The following is a 23,125-nucleotide window of genomic DNA, read 5'->3' as shown; positions in this document are numbered from 1 at the left end:
AACCGCCGGCCTTTTTTTATGCGTGCTGGCTTTTCGTTGCTTGGTGAAAAGCACTCACCACGGCTTTGATGTCGGTAAGTTCATCGCCAACTGAGCGCAACGCGTAATACATGTCATCGTCACTTGGCCTTATTTGGTCATCGTCTCCGGCAACGGCATTGCCCAACATAGACACGACTGATAAGGCTTTGTTGGTCATCATGTTCACCGTGTCGGCCAACGCCATGGCGCTATCCACGCCGCCCAGTGGCGACAAGCGGTGATCGGAAACAGCCGGCGTTTCGGCCATGTTCCCATCCGGGATCCAATCCTTTGGGTAAAAGTCGTCGATGCAATGCAATGCGCCGCAGGCCATAACTCCCGATAGTTGGTGGAGTTTTTCCAATGAGTGAGGTGTCGCCTTGCCTGTCGGTTGATGTTCAATCAATAAGTCAACATGCCCCGACAGCGCATCGAAACTGTCCGCCAAATCCGTAATACAAACCTGAGGCAAGTCAGTTCTAAAGTGGGTCATTTCCTGGTCGAATCCAAGGTTAAACTGGAACACCAAATGCGCTATCCGGTCGAAGTGGTAGGCCGAATCACAAAGCGCGTTCAGTATTTCCTCGGTCAACTCGCCGCGACGTTCGGCATCGATCGCTTCCTGATAACAATTTTTTACAGGTTGAAAGGATCCAACAATGATTTTGAAATCTCGGTCCGACAACCGCCACCAACGCCGTTTATCGGCGTGGGGATCAATAGCGGACTTTGTCGGGTCCGATTCTTTGGTTGTTTGGCTGACGCTTGTGGCCGGCGTTACCTGTTGGCTTTTCATAATAATTCCCCTTTCACTATGCTGATAATCTGCCGTTCTAAGCTGAACAGCGCCTTGTCGTCCCAGCTTGGGACGTGTCGCATATAGATGATTTGTTGAAACAAGCGCAAGGCTTCCGCGTCCAGATTCACCAGGTAAAAAAGGCTCTCGGTAAACGGCAGATTGCGGTAGGCGCTTAAAAAGGCAGTAGCCAGATAGTGACCGGAACCGTCCAGCTGTTTAATGCGCTGAATCAGCAAGTCGGCTTCCAGCTTTAGCGGGCCGCGCCGGCATTTTTTGCACAATAAATTAGATAGTGCCGCCTTGTCCTGGCGGGTAATTGGCTGCAAGGGTGGCAGCTGCGAAGGCTCTGTCTGTGATTGATCGGGTAATATGAATGTCATTTGACACCGCCTTGCGCCCAGCGCTCGAACAGCTCGTCGCCGTTGTCCAAGTAGTGATGCACTTCCTTGGCTGTTGCCCTGGCATCTAGCGTCAAAACTGCCATGCAATCATCGAATAAGCCTTTGTCCAAGCCTCTGAGCCGGACCAGATTGAACGGGAATCGGTAGCCATTCCATAGACCAAGGAGGAAACTGCGCACGGTATCGGCCTGGCCGGTGTCGCGGTCGGCAATTGCGGCCAGGCGGATTAGCGCGGGAATACCGGCATCGGTGGCGGCTTGGCGCTCGCGGTCCAAATCGAGGATTTGCGACAAGAAGTCGTTAACGGCGTCGGGGTGTTTGGTGGTTATTGGGCGGATTTTGCCCGTAACTTGAATGTTCATAACGGTGACTCCAGTTGATTTGAGTAACCGCCGCCGATGCTTCTCACGGCATGGGTGGCGGGCTGAAATGGGGTGAGAAAACCGCCAACTGGAGCGATCGGCCCGAAGGCCTCCCAAAACAGCCCGCCATAACAGATTGCATACGGCACAAGGCCGCGCTGAATGACAGGCATAAAAAAGCCGCGAATGAATGCGGCGACTTTTCGCCAGTTGAACACGGGTTTCTCACGCCCGACTTTCGTTTTTTTCGAAAGCGGGGCCAGAATAGCGCTGGGAATATTCGGTGTCAACAACATAATCAGCCACCCGCCATCATCACGTCGTCCACCAATTGCGACAGGCTGCGTTTAGACTCGTAGTTATTGATCTGCACCGTGCCGATGCTGCGCGATTGATTTTTGTTGTCGTTCAGCGTGCTGAATTTGTTCATCAGTCCGCCTTTGCCGCCGCCGCTATTCAAGCCGACCGGCGCGGCTATCGGTTTCGGCATGCCGCCCAAGTCGATGTCAATGCCGGGAATCATATTGATTTTGCCGATCAGCGCGTCCACGCCGGACAACAAAAATTCCCACAAGTTGAAATTTTTAAACCAATTTTTTAGCCCTTCAAACCCCGTCATCACGAAATCAATGGCGGATGCCGTTTTTTCGATGAACGCGGTAGTGTCGCGTATCGCGGCTTGGTAGCCGGCTGCAATGGTATCGAATATGCCTAAGCCGTATGTCCATTGCGACCACGTATCCAGCAGCTTGTAGACAGCCCAGCCGATTGAGCCAATGGCAACCGCCGTCGCCACGGCCGGCGCCGTGGCCAGTGCAAAACCAGCACCCAATAGCGTCCCAACACCGGACAGAATAGATAGTCCGGCCAGCCCGGCAATAATGCCCACAATGCCGCCCGCCAAAGTGGATACCAAGCCAGTAAGTTCAGGGAAAAGCGTTGACCACCGGGTAATTTTGTCGGCCACATGGGCAAGGTTGTTATTGAGTTTGCCCACCCACTCCACGATCTTCGGCAAGAATATTGTGCCTGCCGAGATTAAGACGTTATCCCAATGATTACTGAGCAGCTGCAAGCGGTTGGCCGTCGTCAAGGCTTTGATGTTGAACTCGTTTTGCATCGAGCCTTGATACTTGGTCGCGTCGGACACCAAGCCAAGCGTTTTTTGGTACACACCTAAATTGCCGACCAGCAGCGTGATATTGTCCGAATATTCTTGACCGAATAAATCGCCCAAGACTAAAGCCTGAGAATGTTTGGATAGGCCACTAATCCGCTGCAGAAAATCATCAATCGCTTGCTGCGGTCCGGATTGGAAATTACTTTCCAGTTTCTTAGCCGATAAGCCGATAGTCGCCAAAGCATCGTTAAAACCGTCGCCTTGATTTCTGGCGGTGTAGAGTTTTTGCAGAAAGGCATTGATCGACGTGCCGGCCACGTCAACCGGCTGTCCAAGCGACAACATTGCAGCCGACAAAGCCGCCGTTTGCGCAGTGGTTAAACCTATCTGCTTGGCTATACCGCCGGTTCTGCCCAGTAAATTAACCATGTCCGACGCTTTGGCATTGGTGTTGTTGGACAGGTGGTTGATTTGATCCCCTAAATTCGAAATATTGCTGATGGGGATGTTGAAAATATTGGCTAACTTGCCGATGCTTTCCCCGGCCGCCGATGTACCCATATCGAACGCGGTAGACATCTTTGCGACGGTGTCGATAAAGGGCGGCAAATCCGGCAACTGAATACCTTGCTCACCGCCGGCGGCGGCTATTTCGGCGAGTCCGTTGGCAGTGATCGGAATAACCCGGCTCATTTTCAGAAGCTCGTTTCCGAAATTTTTCACTCCTGCTGGACTCGGAAAATCGACCATTTTGGCAACGTCGGCCATTTTGCTTTCGAATTCGATGGCCTTTTGGGTGTTGGCTTGAAGAGCGGTACCCACACCCCACAAACCGGCCGCACCGTAGGCAATTTTGTTAGTGCCGTTTTGAAATTTGGTGGTCATGCTATCGATTGACGACATGATCTTGGCGGTTGGACCGGAAACCCGGTCCAGCAGTGAAACCATGAAGGTAAGGTTTTGCATACCGTTCATACTGCCACCTCACCGCTGATTTCCGACACCAGCCGGTCTATGTCGGATTTACGCCATAGCGAACAGCGGCCGGCCTTCACGGGTTTTGGGTATTTGCCTTCGGCGACACGCTTTAGAAACGTGCGCTTGCCGATTGGAATGATGGCCGCGACTGGCGGCGATTTTTTGGGATTTCCGACTATCTGGTCAATGCGATAGAAACATTGATTTTTATTGTTTGACTGTTGTTCTGTTATTGCCATTTGTTGCCCTCAAGCGCCAGTTAATGCATGGCTTGAATGCTAGATGTTGAAGGCAATATTTTTTAGGAATGAAATTTACCGCTAAAACACTCCTTGACTCCAAGAGCTTTTATTGATAGCTGATTTTTTCTGCCCTTCTTTCTGATATTTTTTCCATTAATAATTGCGCCTTTAGAGTTTCATGCGCTCTATTTATTAAAATAAATTCAGACATATCGATGGTTTTATTCAATTTTTTATTTCCGTTGTCGGTATCCTGATCAGAAAAAAACAGCTTTGCCAACTCTGCCTTACTAATTTTACTTCCTTCATATGACTCAACTATTTTTAAATCAATGAATGGAATAACTCGATAATCTATCCATTTCTTGAAGTCTACGCTATCAAACACTTTCTTAAATTTTTTAGCCTTTTGATTCTTTGTTTCAATAACTGTTGATCCAACCTGGCTTCGATAGTTTTTTAGCCAAGCTTCAAAGTCTTGTTTAAGCTGGTCATCAGTTGCCATTAGGTTTACTTTTACATGCGCCTCGTTAATCGGCTGATCTGGATAATACGCCTCATGGAGGTTGACTTCATAAGGATTTAGCACCAAGTTCATCTTGTCGTGAGTTCTGCCAATCTTTGACTTTAGCTGACATAGATAACTAAGCTGTGAGATATGTTCTTCATTTGGGTTTGGGTGATGTAATTCCCTAGTTAAATGCCATAAATCGTAAGTCGACATACTGTTTACTGAAGCAGTTGAATACTGTTTTTGAAACGCGACAGATTTTGAAACTTCTTCCTGTAAATATGCCTGATATTTCGAACTGTCTATTATCGGATGGCCTGATTTAACCTGTTCAACAAATCCGTTCGTGTAAAGCTCAATGTGTGGATTGCTAGCGAATATCCGTTGCTGAATCACATGAATCCAACCGCCAATTTGCATTGAGTAAAGGGCATCGTAATTCTTTAAATCAAACCAGCTAATATCCAGTTTGTTGGATTTCATTTATTCACTCCGCTAAAGTGAAAGCCGCTAAAAAGGGAAAACCGGAAACAGGCTAGCGACACCCGCTTTTCGCCCCGTCGGGCTATCCGGTTGAATGCATCATAATCAAAAACCGCCGCAAGGGTCCAATATTGCCGGATGACAAGGCATAATGCCGCTTTCGATCCAGGAACAGGCCGCCATGTCCGTTTATTGCCCGAATTGCCAAGAAAAAGCGCGGATCACCTCCCGCAACAACCTCACCGAAAGAAAAACCGTCGTCGACTTGTATTGCGAATGCAAAAACCCGCTATGCCAGGCAAGGTTTGTCGAAACCAAGTCGTTCACGCGCTGGATTAACCCGCCGGCCAACTCCACGCTACAACTAGCGGCCAATTTGCTGAATACGCTGAGCAAGGACGAACGCAACAAACTGTTAAACGGGATTTCTCCGCCCTGATTTTTTGTTTTTGTGCTGGGTTGAATGCTGGGTTATATCCTCTGTAAGCCTTGATAGTGCTGACTGTGCTGGGTATGCTGGGTTTTTTAAAAACTATTTTAATTTTTTTGAAAAACATTGGTTAAGGGGTTATGCCTGGCGTTGAAACGGTATGATCTGAGCGCCGGCTTTTAGTCCATCCAGGTAATCAGCCCAGCTCTGCATCATCCGCCGGCGTTCTTCCAGATATTGAGCGCGATTGTACGCAGCGCGGACTTGGTCCTTGGGCATGTGGCAGAGTTGGCGTTCTATCGCATCCGGCGACCAGCCTTGTTCATTGAGCAAGGTCGATGCGGTGGTTCTGAAACCGTGAGCACTCATTTCTTCACGTTGGTATCCAAGGGTTTTAAGCGCGGTGCGGATGGTGCCATCTGACATAGGCCTACCATCGCCACGGCTGGAGGGAAAAACATACTGGCCAATACCGGTTAACGGCTTGATGGCTTCCAAAATCTCTATAGCCTGACGCGACAATGGGACTATGTGTTGTGTTTCCGTTTTGGTGACGAAGTAACGCCACTCCATCGCCGCAAGATCGATGTCTTTCCATTCCATCTGTCGAATCTCGCCAGGCCGCTGGAACAGGTATGGCGAGAGTCTTAACGCGCATTGCACGACAAAGGTGCCTTGGTAGTTGGAGATGTCCCGCAGTAATTGGCCAACTTGCTTTGGCTCGGTGACTGCGGCGTTGTGTTTGACTTTTTGCGCCGGAATTTGGGCGCCAACGGCTTGCGCTGGATCGTAGTCGGTATAGCCGTGAGCGATGGCATAGGCAAAAGCCGCGCTAATGTCCGCACGCACGCGGTGGGCGGTTTCCAGTTGCTTTTTGATGATGAGTGGGCGGACGACCGCAAATATGTCGGGCGATTTCACTTCGCCTATGGGTATTTTGCCGATTTCCGGAAATACGTAGAGTTCGAAGCGGCGGATTTTCTTTTGGTTGGTCACGGCGCGGACTGTATGGGATGCTGAGTCCATCCATTGCCGGGCGATGTCTTCGAAACTGTTGACAATGGGAAGGCCGGCGTTTACTCGACTTTGATCTTCGGCGGCTTGGGTAATTTCCGCCCGGGCTTGCTTTCTGATTTCGCTGGGATCGATGCCGTTGGCAAGGCTGTTTCTAGCATCATCAGCTTTGCGCCTGGCGTTTTCCAAGGTGGTATCCGGATACACGCCGAATGAGAGTTTTTTCCGCTTCCCTTCAAACGAGAAAATGAATTTCCATATCTTGGTGCCGTTTTTCCCGACGACGAGATAGAGTCCGCCGCCGTCGTTGATAAAGTATTCTTTATCGCGCGCTTTTGCCGCTCTGTAGACTGTGTCTTTATTGAGTTGGAGTGCCATAGTGTGTCCTCTATTGTGTCCTCGGCAAGAGGCATTATAGAAAAGGACACAATGAAGGACACACTTTTAGTTGCATGCACCTGCATTTCGCTGCATTTCTTTGCACAATAAAAAACCCGCTAAGCCAGTCGGCTTGCGGGTTTGTACTTCTCTTTGCATTTGATTGCATTAATCAATGGTACCGAGGGTCGGAATCGAACCGACACTCCTTTCGGAACCGGATTTTGAATCCGGCGCGTCTACCAGTTTCACCACCCCGGCAAAGAAAGCAGCATTATACTCAGTTTTTCAGAAATGCCAAACATTTTTTACGCCGCCAAGCTCACCGCTGCTTTCAGCTTTTTCATGGCATTTTGTTCCAACTGCCTGATGCGCTCGGCCGAGACTTGATAACGATCCGCCAATTCGTGCAAAGTGGCTTTGTCTTCCACCAGCCAGCGGCTAGCCAGAATGTCGCGACTTCTGTCGTCCAAACTATCCATCGCATCCATCAGCAATTCTTCTTTGCGGTCTTCCCAGTCACTATTTTCCAGCAATAAAGCCGGATCGGCACCGTGTTGTTCCAGATAAGCGATAGGCGCTTGCACATGATCTTCGCTGTCGTCGCCACTCGGCTCAAGCCCTACATCGCGACCGTCCAACCGCCGTTCCATTTCGTAAACGGTTTTAACATCGACATCCAGGTTTTCCGCAATCGCTTCCGCATCGTCTTGCGAGAGATAGCTCAAGTCCTTTTTGAATTTACGCAGATTAAAAAACAGTTTGCGCTGCGCTTTGGTCGTCGCAACTTTGACAATGCGCCAGTTTTTGATCACATATTCGTGGATTTCAGCTTTGATCCAATGTACGGCAAAAGACACCAGACGCACGCCCATGTCCGGGTCGAAACGTTTTACCGCTTTCATCAAGCCGATGTTGCCTTCCTGCACAATGTCCGCCAATGGCAAGCCGTAACCGGCATAGCCTCTGGCCACATGCGCCACAAAACGCAGATTAGACATCACCAGCTCGCGCGCGGCGTTCAGATCGCCTTCATCCCGGTAACGCAACGCCAGGTCTTGCTCCTGCTCAACGCTGAGTTTGGGCATTTGAGATATCAGGCTTAAATAAGAATCAAACGTCCCAACCGATAAATTGATCGGTAAAGCCAAGCTATTGTTCATATCACCCTCGTTTCCGGTGGAATAAATTAACGATGACCAAATTCTAGCACTCGATCAACAAGAGTGCTAATAATTTAGTAAAAATCTTTTAATACAATTGTTTACGATGAATTCTGCGTCAATTTTGATGCAAAATCGGCTGATGATGCCGCCTTTACGAATTCCGACCAAACTCGTTAAAATGGCGACTGACCCGATATTCGCCGCCCACCTCATAAATAACCACAGCCATTTACTCGAACATGTCAGCTTCCGATAGCCCAGTTTCATCCAACTTTATCAGACACATCATTGCCGCCGATCTAGCCGCCAACAAAAACAACGGCAAAGTCGCCACCCGCTTTCCTCCCGAGCCCAATGGTTATCTGCACATCGGCCACGCCAAATCGATTTGCCTCAATTTCACGCTGGCAGCCGAAAACAACGGCACTTGCAATTTGCGCTTCGACGACACTAACCCGGAAAAAGAAAGCGTCGAATATATGGAAGCCATCGAACGCGACGTGCAATGGTTAGGGTTTAAATGGGCCGGAAAATATCACGCTTCCGACTATTTCGAACAACTCTACGCTTACGCGGTGCAGTTGATTAAACAAGGCGATGCCTATGTGGATAGCTCGACGCCTGAACAAATGCGCGCCGACCGCGGCACCTTGACCGAACCCGGCAAAGAAAGCCCAGACCGTAGCCGCTCCATCGAAGAAAACCTGGATTTGTTCACCCGTATGCGCGCCGGCGAATTTGCCGACGGCCAATATGTGCTGCGCGCTAAAATCGATATGGCCTCACCCAACATCAATATGCGCGACCCGACCATCTACCGCATCCGCCGCGTCCATCACCAACGCACCGGCGATGCCTGGTGTTTGTATCCGATGTACGACTACACCCATTGCATTTCCGATGCTTTGGAAGGCATCACCCACTCGATCTGCACCCTGGAATTTGAAGATCACCGCCCTTTATACGACTGGGTGCTGGACAAGTTGCAAACCCCTTGCCATCCGCAACAAATTGAGTTCGCGCGCCTGCAATTGGAATATACCATCGTCAGCAAGCGTAAATTGCTGCAACTGGTCACCGAAAAGCACGTCAACGGCTGGGACGATCCCCGCATGCCGACCATTTCCGGCCTACGCCGAGCCGGTTTTACGCCGGAAGCGATTCGCGATTTCTGCGAACGCATCGGCGTCACCAAAAACGATTCCTGGATCGAAATGGGTGTCTTGGAAAACTGCATCCGCGAAGACTTGAACGAACGCGCGCCCAGAGCGATGGCTGTGTTGAGACCCTTAAAAGTGGTGATCGGCAACTGGGAAGACGGTAAAACCGAAACTTATCAAATCGCCAACCATCCGCAAAAACCGAAAATGGGCAGCCGGGAAGTCAGCTTTTCCAAAACCATCCTGATCGAACAAGACGATTTCATGGAAAACCCGCCTAAAGACTTCAAACGTTTGGTGCCGGGCGGTGAAGTGCGCTTGCGCGGTTCTTACGTGATCAAATGCGAGGAGGCGATTAAAGACGACGCCGGCAATATCATCGAACTGCGTTGCAGCTACGATCCGGCCACCTTAGGCAAAAACCCCGAAGGCCGCAAAGTAAAAGGCGTAATCCATTGGGTTTCTGAACAACACGCCCTGCCCGCCGAACTGCGTTTATACGACCGCTTGTTCAGCCACCCCAATCCGGACACGCTGGATAATTTCCTGGACGGCATCAATCCCAATTCGCTGGAAGTGTTGACTGATTGCCGGGTGGAAGCCAGCCTGGTCAATGCCACGCCGGATACCCGTTATCAATTTGAGCGCACCGGTTATTTTTGCCTGGACTATGCTGACAGCACAGCGGAAAAACTGGTGTTTAACCGTACCGTGACCTTGCGCGACAGTTGGGCAAAGTAGCAAAGTAATTAACCATGGTCGCGCTGCAACCGTTAGTTAGCCATCTTCAAACCCAAACCGGCCAATCGCTAAGTAACCACCGCCTAAGCAGTATCGGCGGTGGCGACATCAATAGCGCCTACCGGCTGCAAGCCGCCAATATCGACTGGTTTATCAAACTAAACCGGGCGAGCCTGGCGAAGATGTTTGTAGCGGAAGCGGCCGGCTTACGCGAGTTGGCCGACATAGGCGCGGTGCGCGTGCCCAGGGTGATTTGCTTTGGCGAATGTCAACAACACGCTTATCTGGTGCTGGAATTCATCGAATTGGGCGCGTTGCATAGCCGCAGCGCCAGCTTATTCGGAGAACAACTGGCCTTGCTGCACCAGCGACCACAAGCCTATTTCGGCTGGCCCATCGATAACACCATAGGCTCCACGCCGCAACATAACGCCAGACACGACGATTGGGTCGAGTTTTGGCGACAACAACGTTTGGGCAAACAATTACGGTTTGCCGCCGCCAAAGGTTATCTCGGCACGCTGCAAACGCAAGGCTCTAAACTGCTGGAGAACATTGGCGTTTTTTTCAGCGACTACCACCCACACCCATCCTTACTGCACGGCGACTTATGGGGCGGCAATGCTGCCTCGGATAAGCAAGGACAACCGATAATCTTCGACCCGGCTTGCTATTACGGCGACCGCGAAGCGGACCTGGCCATGACCGAATTATTCGGCGGCTTCAGCCGCGATTTTTATGCGGCTTATCAAGCCGAATATCCGCTGGACCCTGGCTACAAAACCCGTAAAACCCTTTACAACCTTTACCACATCCTCAACCATCTCAACCTGTTCGGCAGCGGTTATTTGAACCAGGCCAACGGCATGATCGCTCAGTTATTGGCCGAATTAAACTAATCGCGTCCAGCGCCGAATGGCCAACCGAAGCGATAGGTTGACATAGCCAGTTGCAATTCCCACTCCTGCATTTTCCCGGCTCAGAAAAAGAATTTTTCCCGCATCAATCCAGGAATTTCCTCCCGGATAATAGCCGTCAATTTTAAGGCCGAAACAGCAGCTTATATCCAGAGCCCCGTTTCGAAATTTATGACACCACCCATTCCACCGCTGCCATGAGCAACACCCTAAAAATATTGTTAGTCGACGACCATGCTGTGGTACGCGCAGGATTTCGCATGCTGTTGTCGGTTAGTGGCAATGTCGAAGTCATCGCCGAAGCGGAACGCGGCGAACAAGCCATTCAGCTTTATGGCGACTCCAAGCCGGATCTGGTGGTCATGGATTTATCCATGCCGGGAATCGGCGGTCTGGAAGCCATTCGCCGGATCGTCGCGCGGGATGCTAATGCGCGGATTTTGGTATACAGCATCTATCACGAGCAAGTTTACGTACGGCGTGCCTTGGATGCCGGCGCGCAAGGTTACATCACTAAAAACATGGCGCCGAATCTATTGTTACCGGCGATAGAAAGCATTATGCAAGGTAAAGGTTATACGGAACCCGGCCTGCTTAAACCCGCGGACGAGCCTTCCGCCAATGCGCAGTATCAAGCGCTGATCGATGCATTCTCGCCGCGCGAGTTCGATATTTTCCGGCTACTGGCCCAAGGCCTGACGGTCTCGAAAATTTCCATTCACCTGTGTTTGGGCAATAAAACCATCGCCAACTACGCGACGCAAATCAAGAAAAAACTGCAGGTGCAGACCACCACCGAATTGGCCCACATTGCCGTCAACCTAAACATACTCAATCAGTAAACCCTATCTAAAACCGCTCAGCGCAATACTCTGATCGAACCCAAGGTACCGGTTTCAACGGTCACACTCAGCCGGGTAATTTTACTGACGCGGATGGCGTTCTTGGGTTGCGAGGGGTCGAAATTGAATTCATCGCCCTCGCGCACCATAAAAGTACCGACACCGCTGACTTCCAAAAGAGCAATAAAGGCCTTGCCGGTCGGATTCAATAAGCCGCGTAGTTTAAGGTTAGGCACCTTCATGGTTTCTTGATTCGGCATAAACCCATAAGCGCCAGCCGTTGAGCCCCCTTGCGCACTAGCGGTTTCGTACATCAGTTCGCTGGGCGTGAACGGATCGCGCAACTGCTTCGGCGCCGCAGGCGTCAACGGCAGCGGCGTGGCCGGCGCTTCCAGAGCCTGCGCGGCTAGTGCCGCCATTGAAAAAACAAGGCCGGCAATCGGCTTGATTGAATTCGACAAACTCATTTAATGCCCCGATACCAAAGAGAATAAGGCTTGAAAGAATGCGTAATAGACAAAGCCCACCATCAAGCCTATGACCAAAATCATCACCGGCTCGATCAGGGCCGACAGGCGCTTGATCGCAATTTCCAACAGCTTTTCGTAATAAAGCCCCAGTTCCTGTAACACCTCGTCCAGCGCCCCGGTCCCTTCGCCTACTGCAACCATCTGCACCACCAGCGGCGGAATGCGTGGATGATCGATGCTGCGCGCAATATCCCGCCCCTCTAAAATCTGGTTCGATGCGGCCAGCAACTGATCGACATAAACCCGGTTGCCCAGCAAATTAGCGGTAATTTTCAACGCTTCAAACACCGTCACACCGCTACGCAGCAAAATCGACAGCGCCCAGTTCATCTGCGCCATGGCACCGGTCACCAGCAACGAGCCGATCACCGGCAGCCGCAGCAACAGCCGGTCTATCCACAAACGGCCGTTACGGGTTTGATAAATCAATATCACCAGCAGCAGCAAAGCCGCCGCACCGCCGACCAGCCACAGGCCATGCTGGCGCACGAAGTCCGATATATCCACCAGCAACTGGGTAGACGGCGGCAAGGCTTTACCTTTGCCCATCAAAAACTTGCTGAATTTGGGGATGATTTTCACCACCATGAAAATGCCGACGCCGATTGCCGCCAGCACCACAATCGCCGGATAAATCATCGCGTTGATGGTCTGCGCCCGCAAAGCGGCTCTTTTATCCAGATGTATCGCCAGCCTTTCCATGATTTGGTCCAAATCGCCCGTGGTTTCGCCGGCAACCACCAAATTGATTGCCATTTCCGGAAACACCGCCTTGTGCTTACTCATCGCCGACGACAGCGATTGGCCAACCCGAATGTCTTTCAGCATCAGGCGTAAAGTCAAATTCAAGCGCGGATTGGTTAATTGCGCCTGGGCCAGCTCCAGTGCCTGCGCCACCGGCAAGCCAGCCCGCAGCATAAAACTCATTTGCCTGAAAAAGAATATCAGCGCCGTGTTCGTTACCGAACGTTGCGAGGCCAACCAGTCCGAGAAATTGGCCTGCCCGAAAAAGCCGCTACTGCCGCGCCCCTGCCGCAACGCCAATACTCGCAAACCGCGCTGGCGCAATTGTGATGCGGCATTACCCATATCGTCGGCTTGCAAGCGGCCGCCGACCTCGTTGCCGCGCTCATCCAAGGCGGTGTAAACAAATTCAGCCATCTCAGTTTACGCCGCGCATACCGCGGGTTTTGTGGACCGCCACATCGCGTAACTCGTCCAACGTAGTCATGCCCAACAGCACTTTACGGCAGCCGTCCTCCCACATAAAACTCAGCCGCTCGCCGGCACTGGCTTCCAAGGTTTCCTCATCGGTACCGCGCGCCACCAAGCGTGCCAGAGTTTCATCCAGCCACAGGGTTTCGAACAATCCCAGCCGGCCGCGAAAACCGCTGCCCTGGCAGATCACGCAACCGCCCGGTTCGTAAATCTGCACGGCATCGTCATCCCGCCCCAGTTCCGCCAGCTCGGCTGGCGTCGCCAAGCGTGATTTGCGGCAATGCCCGCATAAGCGGCGCACCAAACGCTGGGCAATAACCGCCGCCACCGTGGAACCGATCAGGAACGGTTCGCAACCGATGTCGATCAAGCGCGTGACAGCGCTCACCGCGTTGTTGGTGTGCAGCGTCGAAAACACCAAATGCCCGGTCATGGCCGCTTTTACCGCCACATCGGCGGTTTCCGGGTCGCGAATCTCGCCTACCATCAGCACATCCGGATCGTGCCGCAAAAACGAGCGCAGGGCGTCAGCAAAGCTGACTTTCGGCCCGGTCTGCAATTGAGAAACCCCGTGCATCACATATTCGATCGGGTTCTCCACGGTCATGATGTTGATGTCGGCGCGGTTGATTTCCTGGAGCGCGGCGAACAAGGTGGTCGATTTACCACTCCCGGTCGGACCGGTCAGCAGCACCATGCCATAGGGGCGGTGGATCACCTTGCGAAAATGCTGTAAGTCGTCTTCCATCATGCCCAAATCGGCCAGCGTCAAGCCGAACGCCTCTTGGCCGAGCAGCCGCAGCGTCATCCGTTCGCCCAGCCGGGTCGGCGCCGTCGCCACCCGAATGTTAAAGCCCTTATCAATAGGCTTAGGCAAATGATAAGAAAAACCGCCGTCTTGCGGCATGCGCTGTTCGGCTATATCCAAGCCGGCCAGCACCTTGACCCGCGACACCAAAGCAGCCGCCGCGCCGGCGTTGGCGACCAACGGAAAGTCGCGCAATTTGCCGTCCACCCGCAAACGAACCCGCAGACCTTGCGCATCCGGCAATAAGTGAATGTCCGAGGCCCGGTAAAAATAGGCTTCGCGGATAATACCGTCCAGCATCGCCACCAAATCGGTATCGGTCTCCGCTGTCACAGCGCCGCTTTGTTCCGGCGCCGATTTTCCGGCCAATGCCTGCTTTACCTTTAATTGCAATAAAGCCAGATCGGCCATTGCCAGCGGCAATACCTGCCCCAACAAGCGTTGCACCGAATCGATGCCACCCCGGTCGCCCGGATCGCCGCAGATCAGTAACACCTGTTCACCATCACTCACCGGCAACAGCAATTTGCGCTGTACCAGACTGGGCGGAATTTTTTTTAACAAGGTGTTTTCCACCTGTAGCGTATCCAGATCGACATACTGCACACCGTATTGCTCGGCCACCGCCCGGTGCAAGGCCGATAAGGGAAAACGATAATGGGCCTGAACCATGCTTAGCAAACTCAAGCGTTGCCGGCGGGCTTCCAGACGCAGGCGTTCCAATTGCGCAGCTTCAATCAAGCCACAGCGCACACCGGCTTCCAAGAGATGTTCGTCATTGATAGCCATACGCTTACAACGCCAAAATCACTTCGGCCAACAAAGATTGCGGATAGCCGGGCATGGCCAACGCCGGCATGCGCTCGACGCTGATACGCAGCACCGCCACTTGAAACGGCAGCCGATCCAAATCGTGAATAAACCGGTTCAAAGCCAGATAGGTGCCCTCCACCTCCAGGCGCCGCAACGGTCTTTCCAACAACGACCCCGGCGACATGCGCGCCACCCAACCAGCACTCAACGGCGGAATCACCGCAGCGATGGGCGCAGCGGCAGCGGCCGGCGTCACCGTCGCCGGTTTGTTTTTCCGGCTTTTCTTGGTGGTTGCCGGTGCCGCCGCAACCGGCGCGGCATTGTTGCTTACCGCCGCTTTGAAAACCTCGTTGGCGCGCACATGAATCTGCGCATCGCGCGCCACTTTGGAAATATTCACGATCAGAAACTGCGAGTCGTCCGGCGCCAGATGTTTTTCCACACTGTCCGACTGCTCCTTGATAGCCGCCAGCAAACGCTCTTGTTCCGCTAATTGGCTCTTCAAACGCTCGATGTCCTCATCCGGTTCTTCCGGGATCTCGGCGGTACGCAGGCGCTTATCGGTGGCTTCCGCCGTTTGTTGCAATTGGCCGATTTCCCGGTTGGCCGGCACCCAGCGCAACCCGGCGTATCCGCCGATGACGATCACGCCGATAGCCAAGGCCGATAACCATTGTTCGCGCTTACTCAAAGGGGGTAGTTTCATGGGGGTTTGGATTGGATAAACGAATGATTTTGCCGTCCGGCTCGGCCAATTTGACCAGCCGCAAGGAAATACTGAAGCCGTTGCTCTGCAGCGGTCCTTTGCCGAAAGTCACTTTGGGCTCGCGAACCTGCAAATCCCAGCGGGCGGCGGCATCACCCACCCGTTTGATAAAGGTCTGCGCCGCGCTGTCGCTGAGCGCCCAGGCTTCCAGCACCAGGTTTTCCGCTTCGATGCGTTTGGCGTCGATAGGATTGGGCGGAGCCGCGTTCGGCGCCGCGGCCGGTTTTAATGCCGACTTGTCCGGCTCATCCAAACGCTCGATCACCACCTCATTGTCAACCAGCGTTTGCAGCATACCCAACACACCTTTGACCAAATCCATGCGCTCCGGAATATCTTCGTCGTAGAAGCGGGCCAGATTTTCCAGACGCGACTGTTCGGTGCGCAAACTCTTTATCTTGTCCTTGATCTGGGCGATTTCAGCCGCTTGGGCATTGATGCGCTTAATAGCCTCATCGATACTTTGCCAGCTGGTATCCACCTGCTGCTTGTAGCTCTCAACGCTGCTTTTGCGCGCCCACAACGACAGCTCGGCCACGCCGACCACCACCAATAGCAGCAGCACCAGCGCCGCGGCCCGCACCTCCAAGCGATCACGCAGTGCCGGCAACGGGCCGCCCAAGCGCACCCCCACGCAACGCTCCGCTTCGGCCAAGCCCAGGGCGTGGTAAGCCGCTCCGGCCATGCCCGGCGAGACCTTATCGCCAACGACAGCATGGGTTAGCGGGTGCAAGTCCAGTTCCAGCATGTGTTCCAAATTAGCGGCCAGCTCGGGTGCCGGCGGCCAACTAGCCAACCACACCGGCTCGCGCGGCGGCGCATGCAGCGCGTGGTAGCTTTCCAGGCAAATATCCAGCGGCGCTTTGTGCAGATTCAAATAGTGGCGCAAGGCCGTAATCCCGTCAGCGGCTATCCGCGTGCTAAACCCCAAACCGGGTTGAGTCTCCAGCAGCACCGCTTGGGTTTCTGTCGGGGGCAATAAGGCCGCGCTGCAACCGGTCAAGGGATACATGGTTTGCAATTTCAAACCCTGCCGCGCAAAAGCGTCCGACCAGCGCTGCAACAAACTTTGGTGCACGCAACTAATCAGCCAATTGAAAGTGCCGGGTATATCTTCCACCGCGCTCTGCGCCGCCCAGCCCACTTCGATCGCTTCGTCAGCGGCTTTCAGCCATTCCTGCCCAGTCAAGCAAGCATTGAGCTGACTGCGCTTGATGTAGCCCAACTCCACCGCCAGATCGCCGAAACGCCGCAAGGAAAACTGCTCGGCCAACGCCAAGCCACCGCCGGCCCTGGATTTGCCTTGCTGCAAATCCATCACCGCCCGGGCCTGTTCCTCGGTCATATAACCTTGGCCCACCAATAAATGCCCCACCGACCAGCGGGTAACGTGCTGCAGCAACAGTGGCTCGGCTTCCCAGCGCGCCAGCTCCAACATCTGCAACAACGGCCGGGGTTTGCGAGGATTGACCGGTAACTCCACCAGCGTGGAAAACACCGCCGGCGACAACAGAATCGCCGAACCGCCGCCCTGCCAACCCTGGCTTTTTAGCGTAGTCAACACATCGCTCAGGCCTTCGGCCATATCCACCTGCTCGGTGTTTGCCTGATACAGCAATTCCATATCCTGATCGGCACGGCGCAGCACGGCGGCGCGCAAGGAAAAACCGTCGGTCTCGCAGACTAATAACTGCGACGGGATAGCAAAAGGGATAAAACGGTTAAATTTCATGGAGGCTTGGCATTAGAGATTTTTTAGCGGTTTCCGGACTGTGGCATTTTCGGCGCTGCCGCTTGGCGCCCCGACGATCCTCGATCGCTGCCATTAAGTTAACAGCAGGAGATTCCCTCTCCCCCAGGGAGAGGGTTAGGGTGAGGGGAATAAATAAAGGAAGAAGCGATATTTTGATCCCCTCATCCCAACCTTCTCCCAGGGGGAGAAGGGGCTTTTTCCTTAGCGTATTGGCAGTGACGGCCCGCAATGAGAGCACATGGCGGGACCGATTCGGACAAAGTGGACTCATGGAATGATCCAATTTAGGGCCAAATTCAGTGTCTGGCGGGGTAAGACACTGAAACTGCGGATGTTGCTTACAGCCGGAACTGGATTTTCGGCCACACAATCGCCGTCGAAAATTCGGTAGTTATCCGGGTCACCAGACGGTACTTCGTGGCAAATGATTGCATACCCGCGTTGTCCGATAGGCAAAAGTGGCGGCGTGCTCAACTTAAAGCTCTCGGTTTTTTGACTGCTCCCCAATACTGATTCCTTTGTCAAAACCAAGTAATCAGGGGTTCCTTCGTCCGAATCGATGTAATCCGTCAAATCGGATAAATAAAGGCGCAACACCAAATTAACTGGGTTGGGCGTTGGCAATGGTGCCCCACTTTGATTCTCAAACGTCACACTCACTGCCGCCGGTAATGGCACCTGCCAATCGGCGCTGACAATCAGTTGCGGCGCGGCCACGTCATCGGTGGCAACAGCTAAATCCATGCCTTCGCTAGCTAAACTGGCGGTCGCTGCGGTTACGCTGTAATCCCAGCCTGAATCCAGCGCATCAGCGGCCGCATTCGCGCCCTCGTTGCCATAGCCGTCTCTAAAACGCAGGCCGCCGCCGGATTCCGGGATAACCTGTAAATAGGGGCCGCGCCAGCCCATGCCGACACCGGTGTCTTGATCCAAATGCCAATCGCTAACGATTTCGGTGTCGTCGCACGGCGATTCAAAGGTTTTCGGAACGGTGGCGGGAAGCACCTCGTCACCGAGCCTCAATAACTCCGCCAAACATAAGGGCAAGCGCCCCATATCGGCCACGAAGCCGCTAAGCTCCGGCGCGCCGTTCACGGTGCGAGTCGGGTCGCCGACGATGGCTTTACGGATCAGTTCCATCCGGCGTTTGGTTTCGTCGTATTTAGCTTGATCTTCCACGCCCTCGGTCAGCATCAGACCGGTGGACGCCACCAGTGCCATCAAAAAAATCACCAGCAACATTTCCAGCAGGGTAAAGCCGCGCTCGGATTTGTGATGTATCGAACCGACCGCAGGTAGGGTGGATAAGCGCAGCGCATCCACCGGGATAGGTTTGCATGCGGTGGATGCGCTGCGCTTATCCACCCTACTCGCTGTGCCCAAAAGCTGGCATCGATTCCCACGGCGGAGCGTGATAGCCTGCGCTTTGGCGTTTTTGGCGATTTCGATCAATAAGTTCATCTCAACAAACACAGCGCGGTATCGTCACCACCGCCGGCCAGCTGGCAAGTGCCGGGCGTTGGGTTATCGTCGGTTTTATCCGGACCCAGGCTGACCAGCCGGGCTTTGTCGGCGTCATCCAAATCCAGCATGAGGTAATTGGCTTGATAGGCATCGGTAATCACCCACAAATTATCGACACCGGCATAACTCATCAGAGCGCTTTTGCGTTGCAAATACGGGCCGTTCCAACCACGATGGGTGTCCGGATTCCAGCCGTTGCCGGAAGGATCGGCAAACAGCATCCAGAAATTGGCCGGCGATTCGCACCAGGCCAGTTTTGCGGCGTCGGTAGTGCCCGCTTCGGAAGGTAAATTGACTAAATCCGGGTTGATTTTGCCGGCGTTTGCCGGGTCCTCGCAGACATAAACCCCCTGCCCCGGCAAATCGTTGCTACCGCTATCGCGGCGAAACTGCAACAACGCATTGCGGATTTCCGCGATTTCAAACCGGGTAGCGTCTTGGCGGCCTTGATCCTGCACGCCTTCGTAAGCCAGCACCGCCATCCCAGCCACCACGGCCATCAGCGCAATCACCGCCAATAGTTCCAGCAGGGTAAAACCGGCTTGCGACCGAATTTTCACGGTTTTGGAACGCACGGCGGCAACATCGCGCCAGGCGACGGACCGTAACATCCCGCTAAAAACAAACAATAAACACCTCATTTACTTGCTTGTGAAAATTAAAAACTTAGCCAGCCCTCGTTTCCGATTCACTGGCATTAAGTTGGCGTCACGCCGGCATCGGCACCCAATCAAATATGTCTCAGTTAAAGTTGCTTGGCAGGCGCGCCGCTGCTGGTGACCACTTTTGCACCCAGCGTGGAGGCCAGCATCGGCAACATGAAATTAACCTTGGCACTGTCCGGGCCTTTAAGATGGAAAAGGTCGACAATAAACTTTGAGGCATCATTCGGATAAGCGGCCAAGGCCCGGCTCAGCGTGTTTTTGGATGCTTGCTGATCGCCGTTCAGGGCTTGCATCAGCGCCAGCCGGTACACTAAATTGTTGGCCGGCACAAAACGCACGGCAACATCCGCCAATACAGTCAGTTGCGGCCGCATCGCCAAATCATCGGGTTGGCCGGTAAAGGTAAAAATCATCGGCACATAAGGTTCGAGCAGCGGCGCTTGCGTCACCGCTTTTTGACAAACATCCACCAGATGATCGGAGCGTTGCTGAGAGGGTTGCGCCACCGTCGCTAACAAGGCCAATTCCATGCGCAGATAATGAGCTTCATGTACAACCGCCACGGACGCGGCGGCAGCAATGCAGAAGCCGGCGATAACCGTGCCGGTTTTTTTCCAGGCTATCGGCCGGCTCAACTCATCACCCAAGCCCAGTACCATCGCGGCAACCCCTAAAAACGGCGCATACCACAGCGGGTATTCCAACATGCTGTGAATGCCCAAAATTGCCGCCAACAACATCAGCCAAGTCTTAAACGCTTGCTGCGTTGTTCCCTCGCCCACGGCCAACACCGGACGAATCCAGCGGCTGATAGCCAACAGCAGCAGCAACACCGGTAACAAACCCAGTTCGGCCAGCAAGTGCAAAATCAGGTTGTGCGCGTGTTCGATATAGGTAGGCAGTGCCGGAATATAGTGGCCAGCTTGAAAGTAGGCGGTGTCGAATTGCCCGAAACCCTGACCCAGCAAGGGCTGCTGCAAAAACAAGTGCCAGGCCACTTGCCAGATATGCCAGCGCGGCGACGCGCCGCTGGTTGGTTGCAGCATGCGTTCCGCCGAGCTGAGTTGCGCATCTGGCAACACCCCCAGCGACCACAAACCCTGCAAGGCCAGATAGCCGAAAAGGCCTAAACTAATGGGTTTCAACCAGGCGGAACGGTAGCGCCACGCGATGACAAAGATGGCTAGCCAATACAATAAAACGCTGCGAGAAGGCGTCAGGCTCAAGCCCAGCATCAGGCTAAACCCGCAGAAAGCAAATACCCACCGAGGTAGCCGACCAAGCGCATGCCAGTACAGTAAAGACACACTGCCCAAGGCCAAGAAATCGCCGTAGTTGTTGGCTTGGCCTACGCCGCCCCAGTCGCCGATTTCCCCGGATAGCCGCCCGCATAGCTCACGCCAGGCCACCAGAGCGGCCGCTGTTACCAAACCGCCGGCCAGCCAGCCGCCGACCCGTTCGCCACCAAACTGTTGCCGTAAATAGGCCATCAAAACCATCATCAGCGCAGCCCAAACCAAGTAAGCCATCCCCATATAGGCATGGGGGGCAACAACTTGCGGCAACAGTTTGCTTTGTAAGGCCAGATAGGCAGCCAGCGTTAAAGGCAACCACAGCGTGCGCGGTAGCTGCAAATGCTCGCTACGCCACAAGCTTGGCAATGCCGCCGCACAAGCCAGCAAGCCGCCGGCTAGCGCCAGCCATTCCAGATGAAAGGTGATTACCGGCTGCAAATGCCAGGGCGCCAGCCAAGGCAAAAGCGGCAACAAGCCCAATAGCAACAGGCTGAGCGGTGGAAATTTGGAGAAGTCGAGCGATTTCATCGTTTGTTGTCGGTTTTGGTTGTGTTGCGCTTTTCGAAGCATGAGCGGCTCTTACGTCCTTGGGCATAAGCATTCGTCCTTCGGCCTTGCTCAGTATCCTCAAGGGCATTGAGGCGAACGGGATTACGGGCCGGAAAATAGGCCGCCATTCCGCCAGGGCTGCACTTCGAGCACTTACGACTAGCGAAATCCAGATTGCCGAGCGGTAAAACGCCGTCGCCATCCGGTGCCTCCGGACTCGGGCAATCTCTCCCGAGGTGGTGTTTAATAATTGGCTGTGACGCTTACACCCGGCAATGCCTAAAGGCTGCCATTTGCACTGCCAACCTGATTCAAATGCGACCGTCCGAAATGGCGATAGGCCCGGTACCTGCTAGCTCTAAACTCTGCAACAAAGCCCAGAGCTAGCAGGGATTCCCACGGCGGGCCGTGGGAACCGGCGTACCTAGCTAAACTTAGTTAGGATTTTGAGCGGCGATGTTTTCGTCGATCATACGGCCTTCGGTGTCAACCACCGCCAGCAGACGGGGTTTGGTGAACAACTCACCAGCAACGATGTTGTTATCCTCGGCCCCCCCATTCGCGCCATCTTGACCGACGTGGAACAAGGCGATGTAACGAGCATAAGTGGTTGCAGGATTGATGTTTTGGCTCACGAAAGTCGGCGCGGTCGAAATAGCCACAGAAGAATTGCTGGTGCTATGCGCGGCATCGTGACCAAAGCCCAGAGCAATTACCAAGTTGCATTGGTCGCTTTCCAGTGAATCGTTGATGACGTTTTGACGATCACCGTCCGTAGCCGCCATAGCGGAACCGTCTAGTTTAGCGCCCAGTGCAACTGTGTTGACCTGGCAAGCCGCAGTACCAAAGGTTGGCAGGATGGCGACATTGGCGACGGCCGTCCAGTCGTTTTCGGCGGCGTCACCAGGACTTACGCGGTTTACCGCACCTTCGTTATGTTGTAGGTTGGGCTCAACACCAGCAGTTATTGTTGCAATGGTGCGTTCCTGTATTTCCGTAATACCGACAGCCGCCATCGCGTCGTTCAATGCGATGCCAAAAGCAGAAGCGGATGCTGGTACCGCCCAGTTGGCAAACCGCGCAGCTGTTCGATCAGACAAGAATGCAGGGCTGGCACCTGCGGTTGTTACCAAGTTATCCCATTGATCAGGGAATTTTTGCGTAACAGCACGGTAGTTACGAATCGCGCCGTCAGCAGTGGAGGTACTGTTGGACGCTGCAGTTGCTTGCGCGCTGTCGCCAATACCGTCATACGCCACCAATGCCGCCGTCGCCAACGTCGCGATCAGCGTGATAACGACCAGCAGTTCCAGTAAGGTGAAACCCGCTTGTCTGTGTTGCAGTCTTTTCAGTTGTTTGCCTTTCATACTGTTTTCTCAAATCTAAATGCCGCAACTGCCTCGCGCAGCCTATTGGTCATCTTATTTTTTGGTTTTTTGATGTGACCCCATCACACTCGTTTAGTTATGCGCGTCCGTGCGCGGATTAGTCCTGAATTCTCTATATTCCTCGCGCCCACTGGGCAAAAGATGGGGGATTATTTAAAAAATCTCCCCCGGCCCCTCTTTGCTAAAGAGGGGAATTGATAAGGCTAAAGCGGCCTTATTCCAATCTCCCGCCTTCCACTCGGACCGTGCCT

Annotated in this window: 22 protein-coding genes and 1 tRNA gene; 4 read left to right on the top strand and 19 right to left on the bottom strand. The window is 53.5% G+C overall.

Features of this window, described 5'->3' with window-relative positions; translation table 11 throughout:
- Window positions 1–16 precede the first annotated feature (16 nt).
- The 7 genes from JL719_RS09585 to JL719_RS09555 form a co-directional block, all read right to left on the bottom strand.
- The gene (locus JL719_RS09585; RefSeq protein ID WP_033156632.1) at window positions 17–817 is read right to left on the bottom strand and encodes a hypothetical protein; all 801 of its coding nucleotides are present in this window, start codon (window positions 815–817) and stop codon (window positions 17–19) included.
- A complete protein-coding gene (locus JL719_RS09580; RefSeq protein WP_033156633.1) occupies window positions 814–1,200 on the bottom strand; it encodes a hypothetical protein in 387 nt (128 codons plus the stop codon). Before JL719_RS09580 ends, JL719_RS09585 begins: the two co-directional genes overlap by 4 nt.
- On the bottom strand, window positions 1,197–1,583 hold the full coding sequence (locus JL719_RS09575) for a DUF7673 family protein (RefSeq protein WP_033156634.1): 387 nt from the start codon (window positions 1,581–1,583) through the stop codon (window positions 1,197–1,199). Before JL719_RS09575 ends, JL719_RS09580 begins: the two co-directional genes overlap by 4 nt.
- Window positions 1,580–1,879: a hypothetical protein gene (locus tag JL719_RS09570; RefSeq protein ID WP_033156635.1), complete on the bottom strand. Its 300-nt coding sequence runs from the start codon at window positions 1,877–1,879 to the stop codon at window positions 1,580–1,582. Before JL719_RS09570 ends, JL719_RS09575 begins: the two co-directional genes overlap by 4 nt.
- Window positions 1,880–1,881: 2 nt before the next feature.
- A complete protein-coding gene (locus JL719_RS09565) occupies window positions 1,882–3,678 on the bottom strand; it encodes a phage tail tape measure protein (protein WP_051669972.1) in 1,797 nt (598 codons plus the stop codon).
- On the bottom strand, window positions 3,675–3,920 hold the full coding sequence (locus tag JL719_RS09560; protein ID WP_051669974.1) for a helix-turn-helix transcriptional regulator: 246 nt from the start codon (window positions 3,918–3,920) through the stop codon (window positions 3,675–3,677). Before JL719_RS09560 ends, JL719_RS09565 begins: the two co-directional genes overlap by 4 nt.
- A gap of 109 nt (window positions 3,921–4,029) precedes the next feature.
- Window positions 4,030–4,917 (bottom strand): DUF6387 family protein, encoded by an 888-nt coding sequence (locus tag JL719_RS09555; RefSeq protein WP_033156636.1) that lies wholly within the window; start codon window positions 4,915–4,917, stop codon window positions 4,030–4,032.
- A gap of 151 nt (window positions 4,918–5,068) precedes the next feature.
- Between JL719_RS09555 and JL719_RS09550 the strand changes: the two genes are divergently transcribed.
- Window positions 5,069–5,356, top strand: a complete 288-nt coding sequence (locus JL719_RS09550; RefSeq protein WP_051669975.1) for an ogr/Delta-like zinc finger family protein — start codon at window positions 5,069–5,071, stop codon at window positions 5,354–5,356.
- 129 nt (window positions 5,357–5,485) lie between these two features.
- Here the strand turns inward: JL719_RS09550 and JL719_RS09545 are convergent, their stop codons facing one another.
- The 3 genes from JL719_RS09545 to rpoH form a co-directional block, all read right to left on the bottom strand.
- The gene (locus JL719_RS09545; RefSeq protein ID WP_033156637.1) at window positions 5,486–6,739 is read right to left on the bottom strand and encodes a tyrosine-type recombinase/integrase; all 1,254 of its coding nucleotides are present in this window, start codon (window positions 6,737–6,739) and stop codon (window positions 5,486–5,488) included.
- 176 nt (window positions 6,740–6,915) lie between these two features.
- Window positions 6,916–7,000: transfer RNA gene (locus JL719_RS09540), tRNA-Leu, on the bottom strand.
- A gap of 47 nt (window positions 7,001–7,047) precedes the next feature.
- Window positions 7,048–7,902, bottom strand: a complete 855-nt coding sequence (rpoH, locus tag JL719_RS09535) for an RNA polymerase sigma factor RpoH (protein WP_033156638.1) — start codon at window positions 7,900–7,902, stop codon at window positions 7,048–7,050.
- A gap of 242 nt (window positions 7,903–8,144) precedes the next feature.
- Here rpoH and JL719_RS09530 point away from each other — a divergent pair, with 242 nt between their 5' ends.
- The 3 genes from JL719_RS09530 to JL719_RS09520 all read left to right on the top strand — a co-directional run bounded on the left by JL719_RS09530 (window position 8,145) and on the right by JL719_RS09520 (window position 11,565).
- Window positions 8,145–9,806 carry a glutamine--tRNA ligase/YqeY domain fusion protein gene (locus JL719_RS09530; RefSeq protein ID WP_033156639.1) on the top strand — a complete coding sequence of 554 codons (1,662 nt, stop codon included), beginning with the start codon at window positions 8,145–8,147 and terminating at the stop codon, window positions 9,804–9,806.
- 14 nt (window positions 9,807–9,820) lie between these two features.
- Complete coding sequence (locus tag JL719_RS09525) at window positions 9,821–10,705, top strand: fructosamine kinase family protein (protein WP_033156640.1); 885 nt, start codon at window positions 9,821–9,823, stop codon at window positions 10,703–10,705.
- A gap of 215 nt (window positions 10,706–10,920) precedes the next feature.
- Window positions 10,921–11,565, top strand: a complete 645-nt coding sequence (locus JL719_RS09520; RefSeq protein WP_033156641.1) for a response regulator transcription factor — start codon at window positions 10,921–10,923, stop codon at window positions 11,563–11,565.
- Between the two features lie 17 nt (window positions 11,566–11,582).
- On the opposite strand, the gene JL719_RS09515 is transcribed toward JL719_RS09520, so the two are convergent.
- The 9 genes from JL719_RS09515 to JL719_RS09475 form a co-directional block, all read right to left on the bottom strand.
- Entirely contained in the window at window positions 11,583–12,032 is a 450-nt protein-coding gene (locus tag JL719_RS09515; RefSeq protein ID WP_033156642.1) for a hypothetical protein, read from the bottom strand.
- Window positions 12,033–13,256 (bottom strand): type II secretion system F family protein, encoded by a 1,224-nt coding sequence (locus JL719_RS09510; RefSeq protein ID WP_033156643.1) that lies wholly within the window; start codon window positions 13,254–13,256, stop codon window positions 12,033–12,035. It abuts the gene before it with no gap.
- A gap of 1 nt (window position 13,257) precedes the next feature.
- Window positions 13,258–14,910: a GspE/PulE family protein gene (locus tag JL719_RS09505; RefSeq protein WP_033156644.1), complete on the bottom strand. Its 1,653-nt coding sequence runs from the start codon at window positions 14,908–14,910 to the stop codon at window positions 13,258–13,260.
- Window positions 14,911–14,914: 4 nt separating this feature from the next.
- The gene (locus JL719_RS09500; RefSeq protein WP_033156645.1) at window positions 14,915–15,640 is read right to left on the bottom strand and encodes a hypothetical protein; all 726 of its coding nucleotides are present in this window, start codon (window positions 15,638–15,640) and stop codon (window positions 14,915–14,917) included.
- Complete coding sequence (locus tag JL719_RS09495; RefSeq protein ID WP_033156646.1) at window positions 15,618–17,432, bottom strand: hypothetical protein; 1,815 nt, start codon at window positions 17,430–17,432, stop codon at window positions 15,618–15,620. Before JL719_RS09495 ends, JL719_RS09500 begins: the two co-directional genes overlap by 23 nt.
- Window positions 17,433–17,720: 288 nt before the next feature.
- A complete protein-coding gene (locus tag JL719_RS09490; protein ID WP_033156647.1) occupies window positions 17,721–18,914 on the bottom strand; it encodes a type II secretion system protein in 1,194 nt (397 codons plus the stop codon).
- Complete coding sequence (locus JL719_RS09485) at window positions 18,911–19,588, bottom strand: type II secretion system protein (RefSeq protein WP_033156648.1); 678 nt, start codon at window positions 19,586–19,588, stop codon at window positions 18,911–18,913. The genes JL719_RS09490 and JL719_RS09485 overlap by 4 nt, the downstream gene beginning before the upstream one ends.
- Before the next feature lie 134 nt (window positions 19,589–19,722).
- Entirely contained in the window at window positions 19,723–21,465 is a 1,743-nt protein-coding gene (locus JL719_RS09480) for a PglL family O-oligosaccharyltransferase (RefSeq protein ID WP_165385945.1), read from the bottom strand.
- Window positions 21,466–21,920: 455 nt separating this feature from the next.
- The gene (locus tag JL719_RS09475) at window positions 21,921–22,853 is read right to left on the bottom strand and encodes a type II secretion system protein (RefSeq protein WP_033156650.1); all 933 of its coding nucleotides are present in this window, start codon (window positions 22,851–22,853) and stop codon (window positions 21,921–21,923) included.
- Window positions 22,854–23,125: the final 272 nt, after the last annotated feature.

Origin of the sequence: Methylomonas sp. LW13 (assembly GCF_016865255.1) — a bacterium.
Taxonomy (GTDB): Bacteria; Pseudomonadota; Gammaproteobacteria; order Methylococcales; family Methylomonadaceae; genus Methylomonas.
This window is presented reverse-complemented; position numbering and strand designations above follow the sequence as displayed.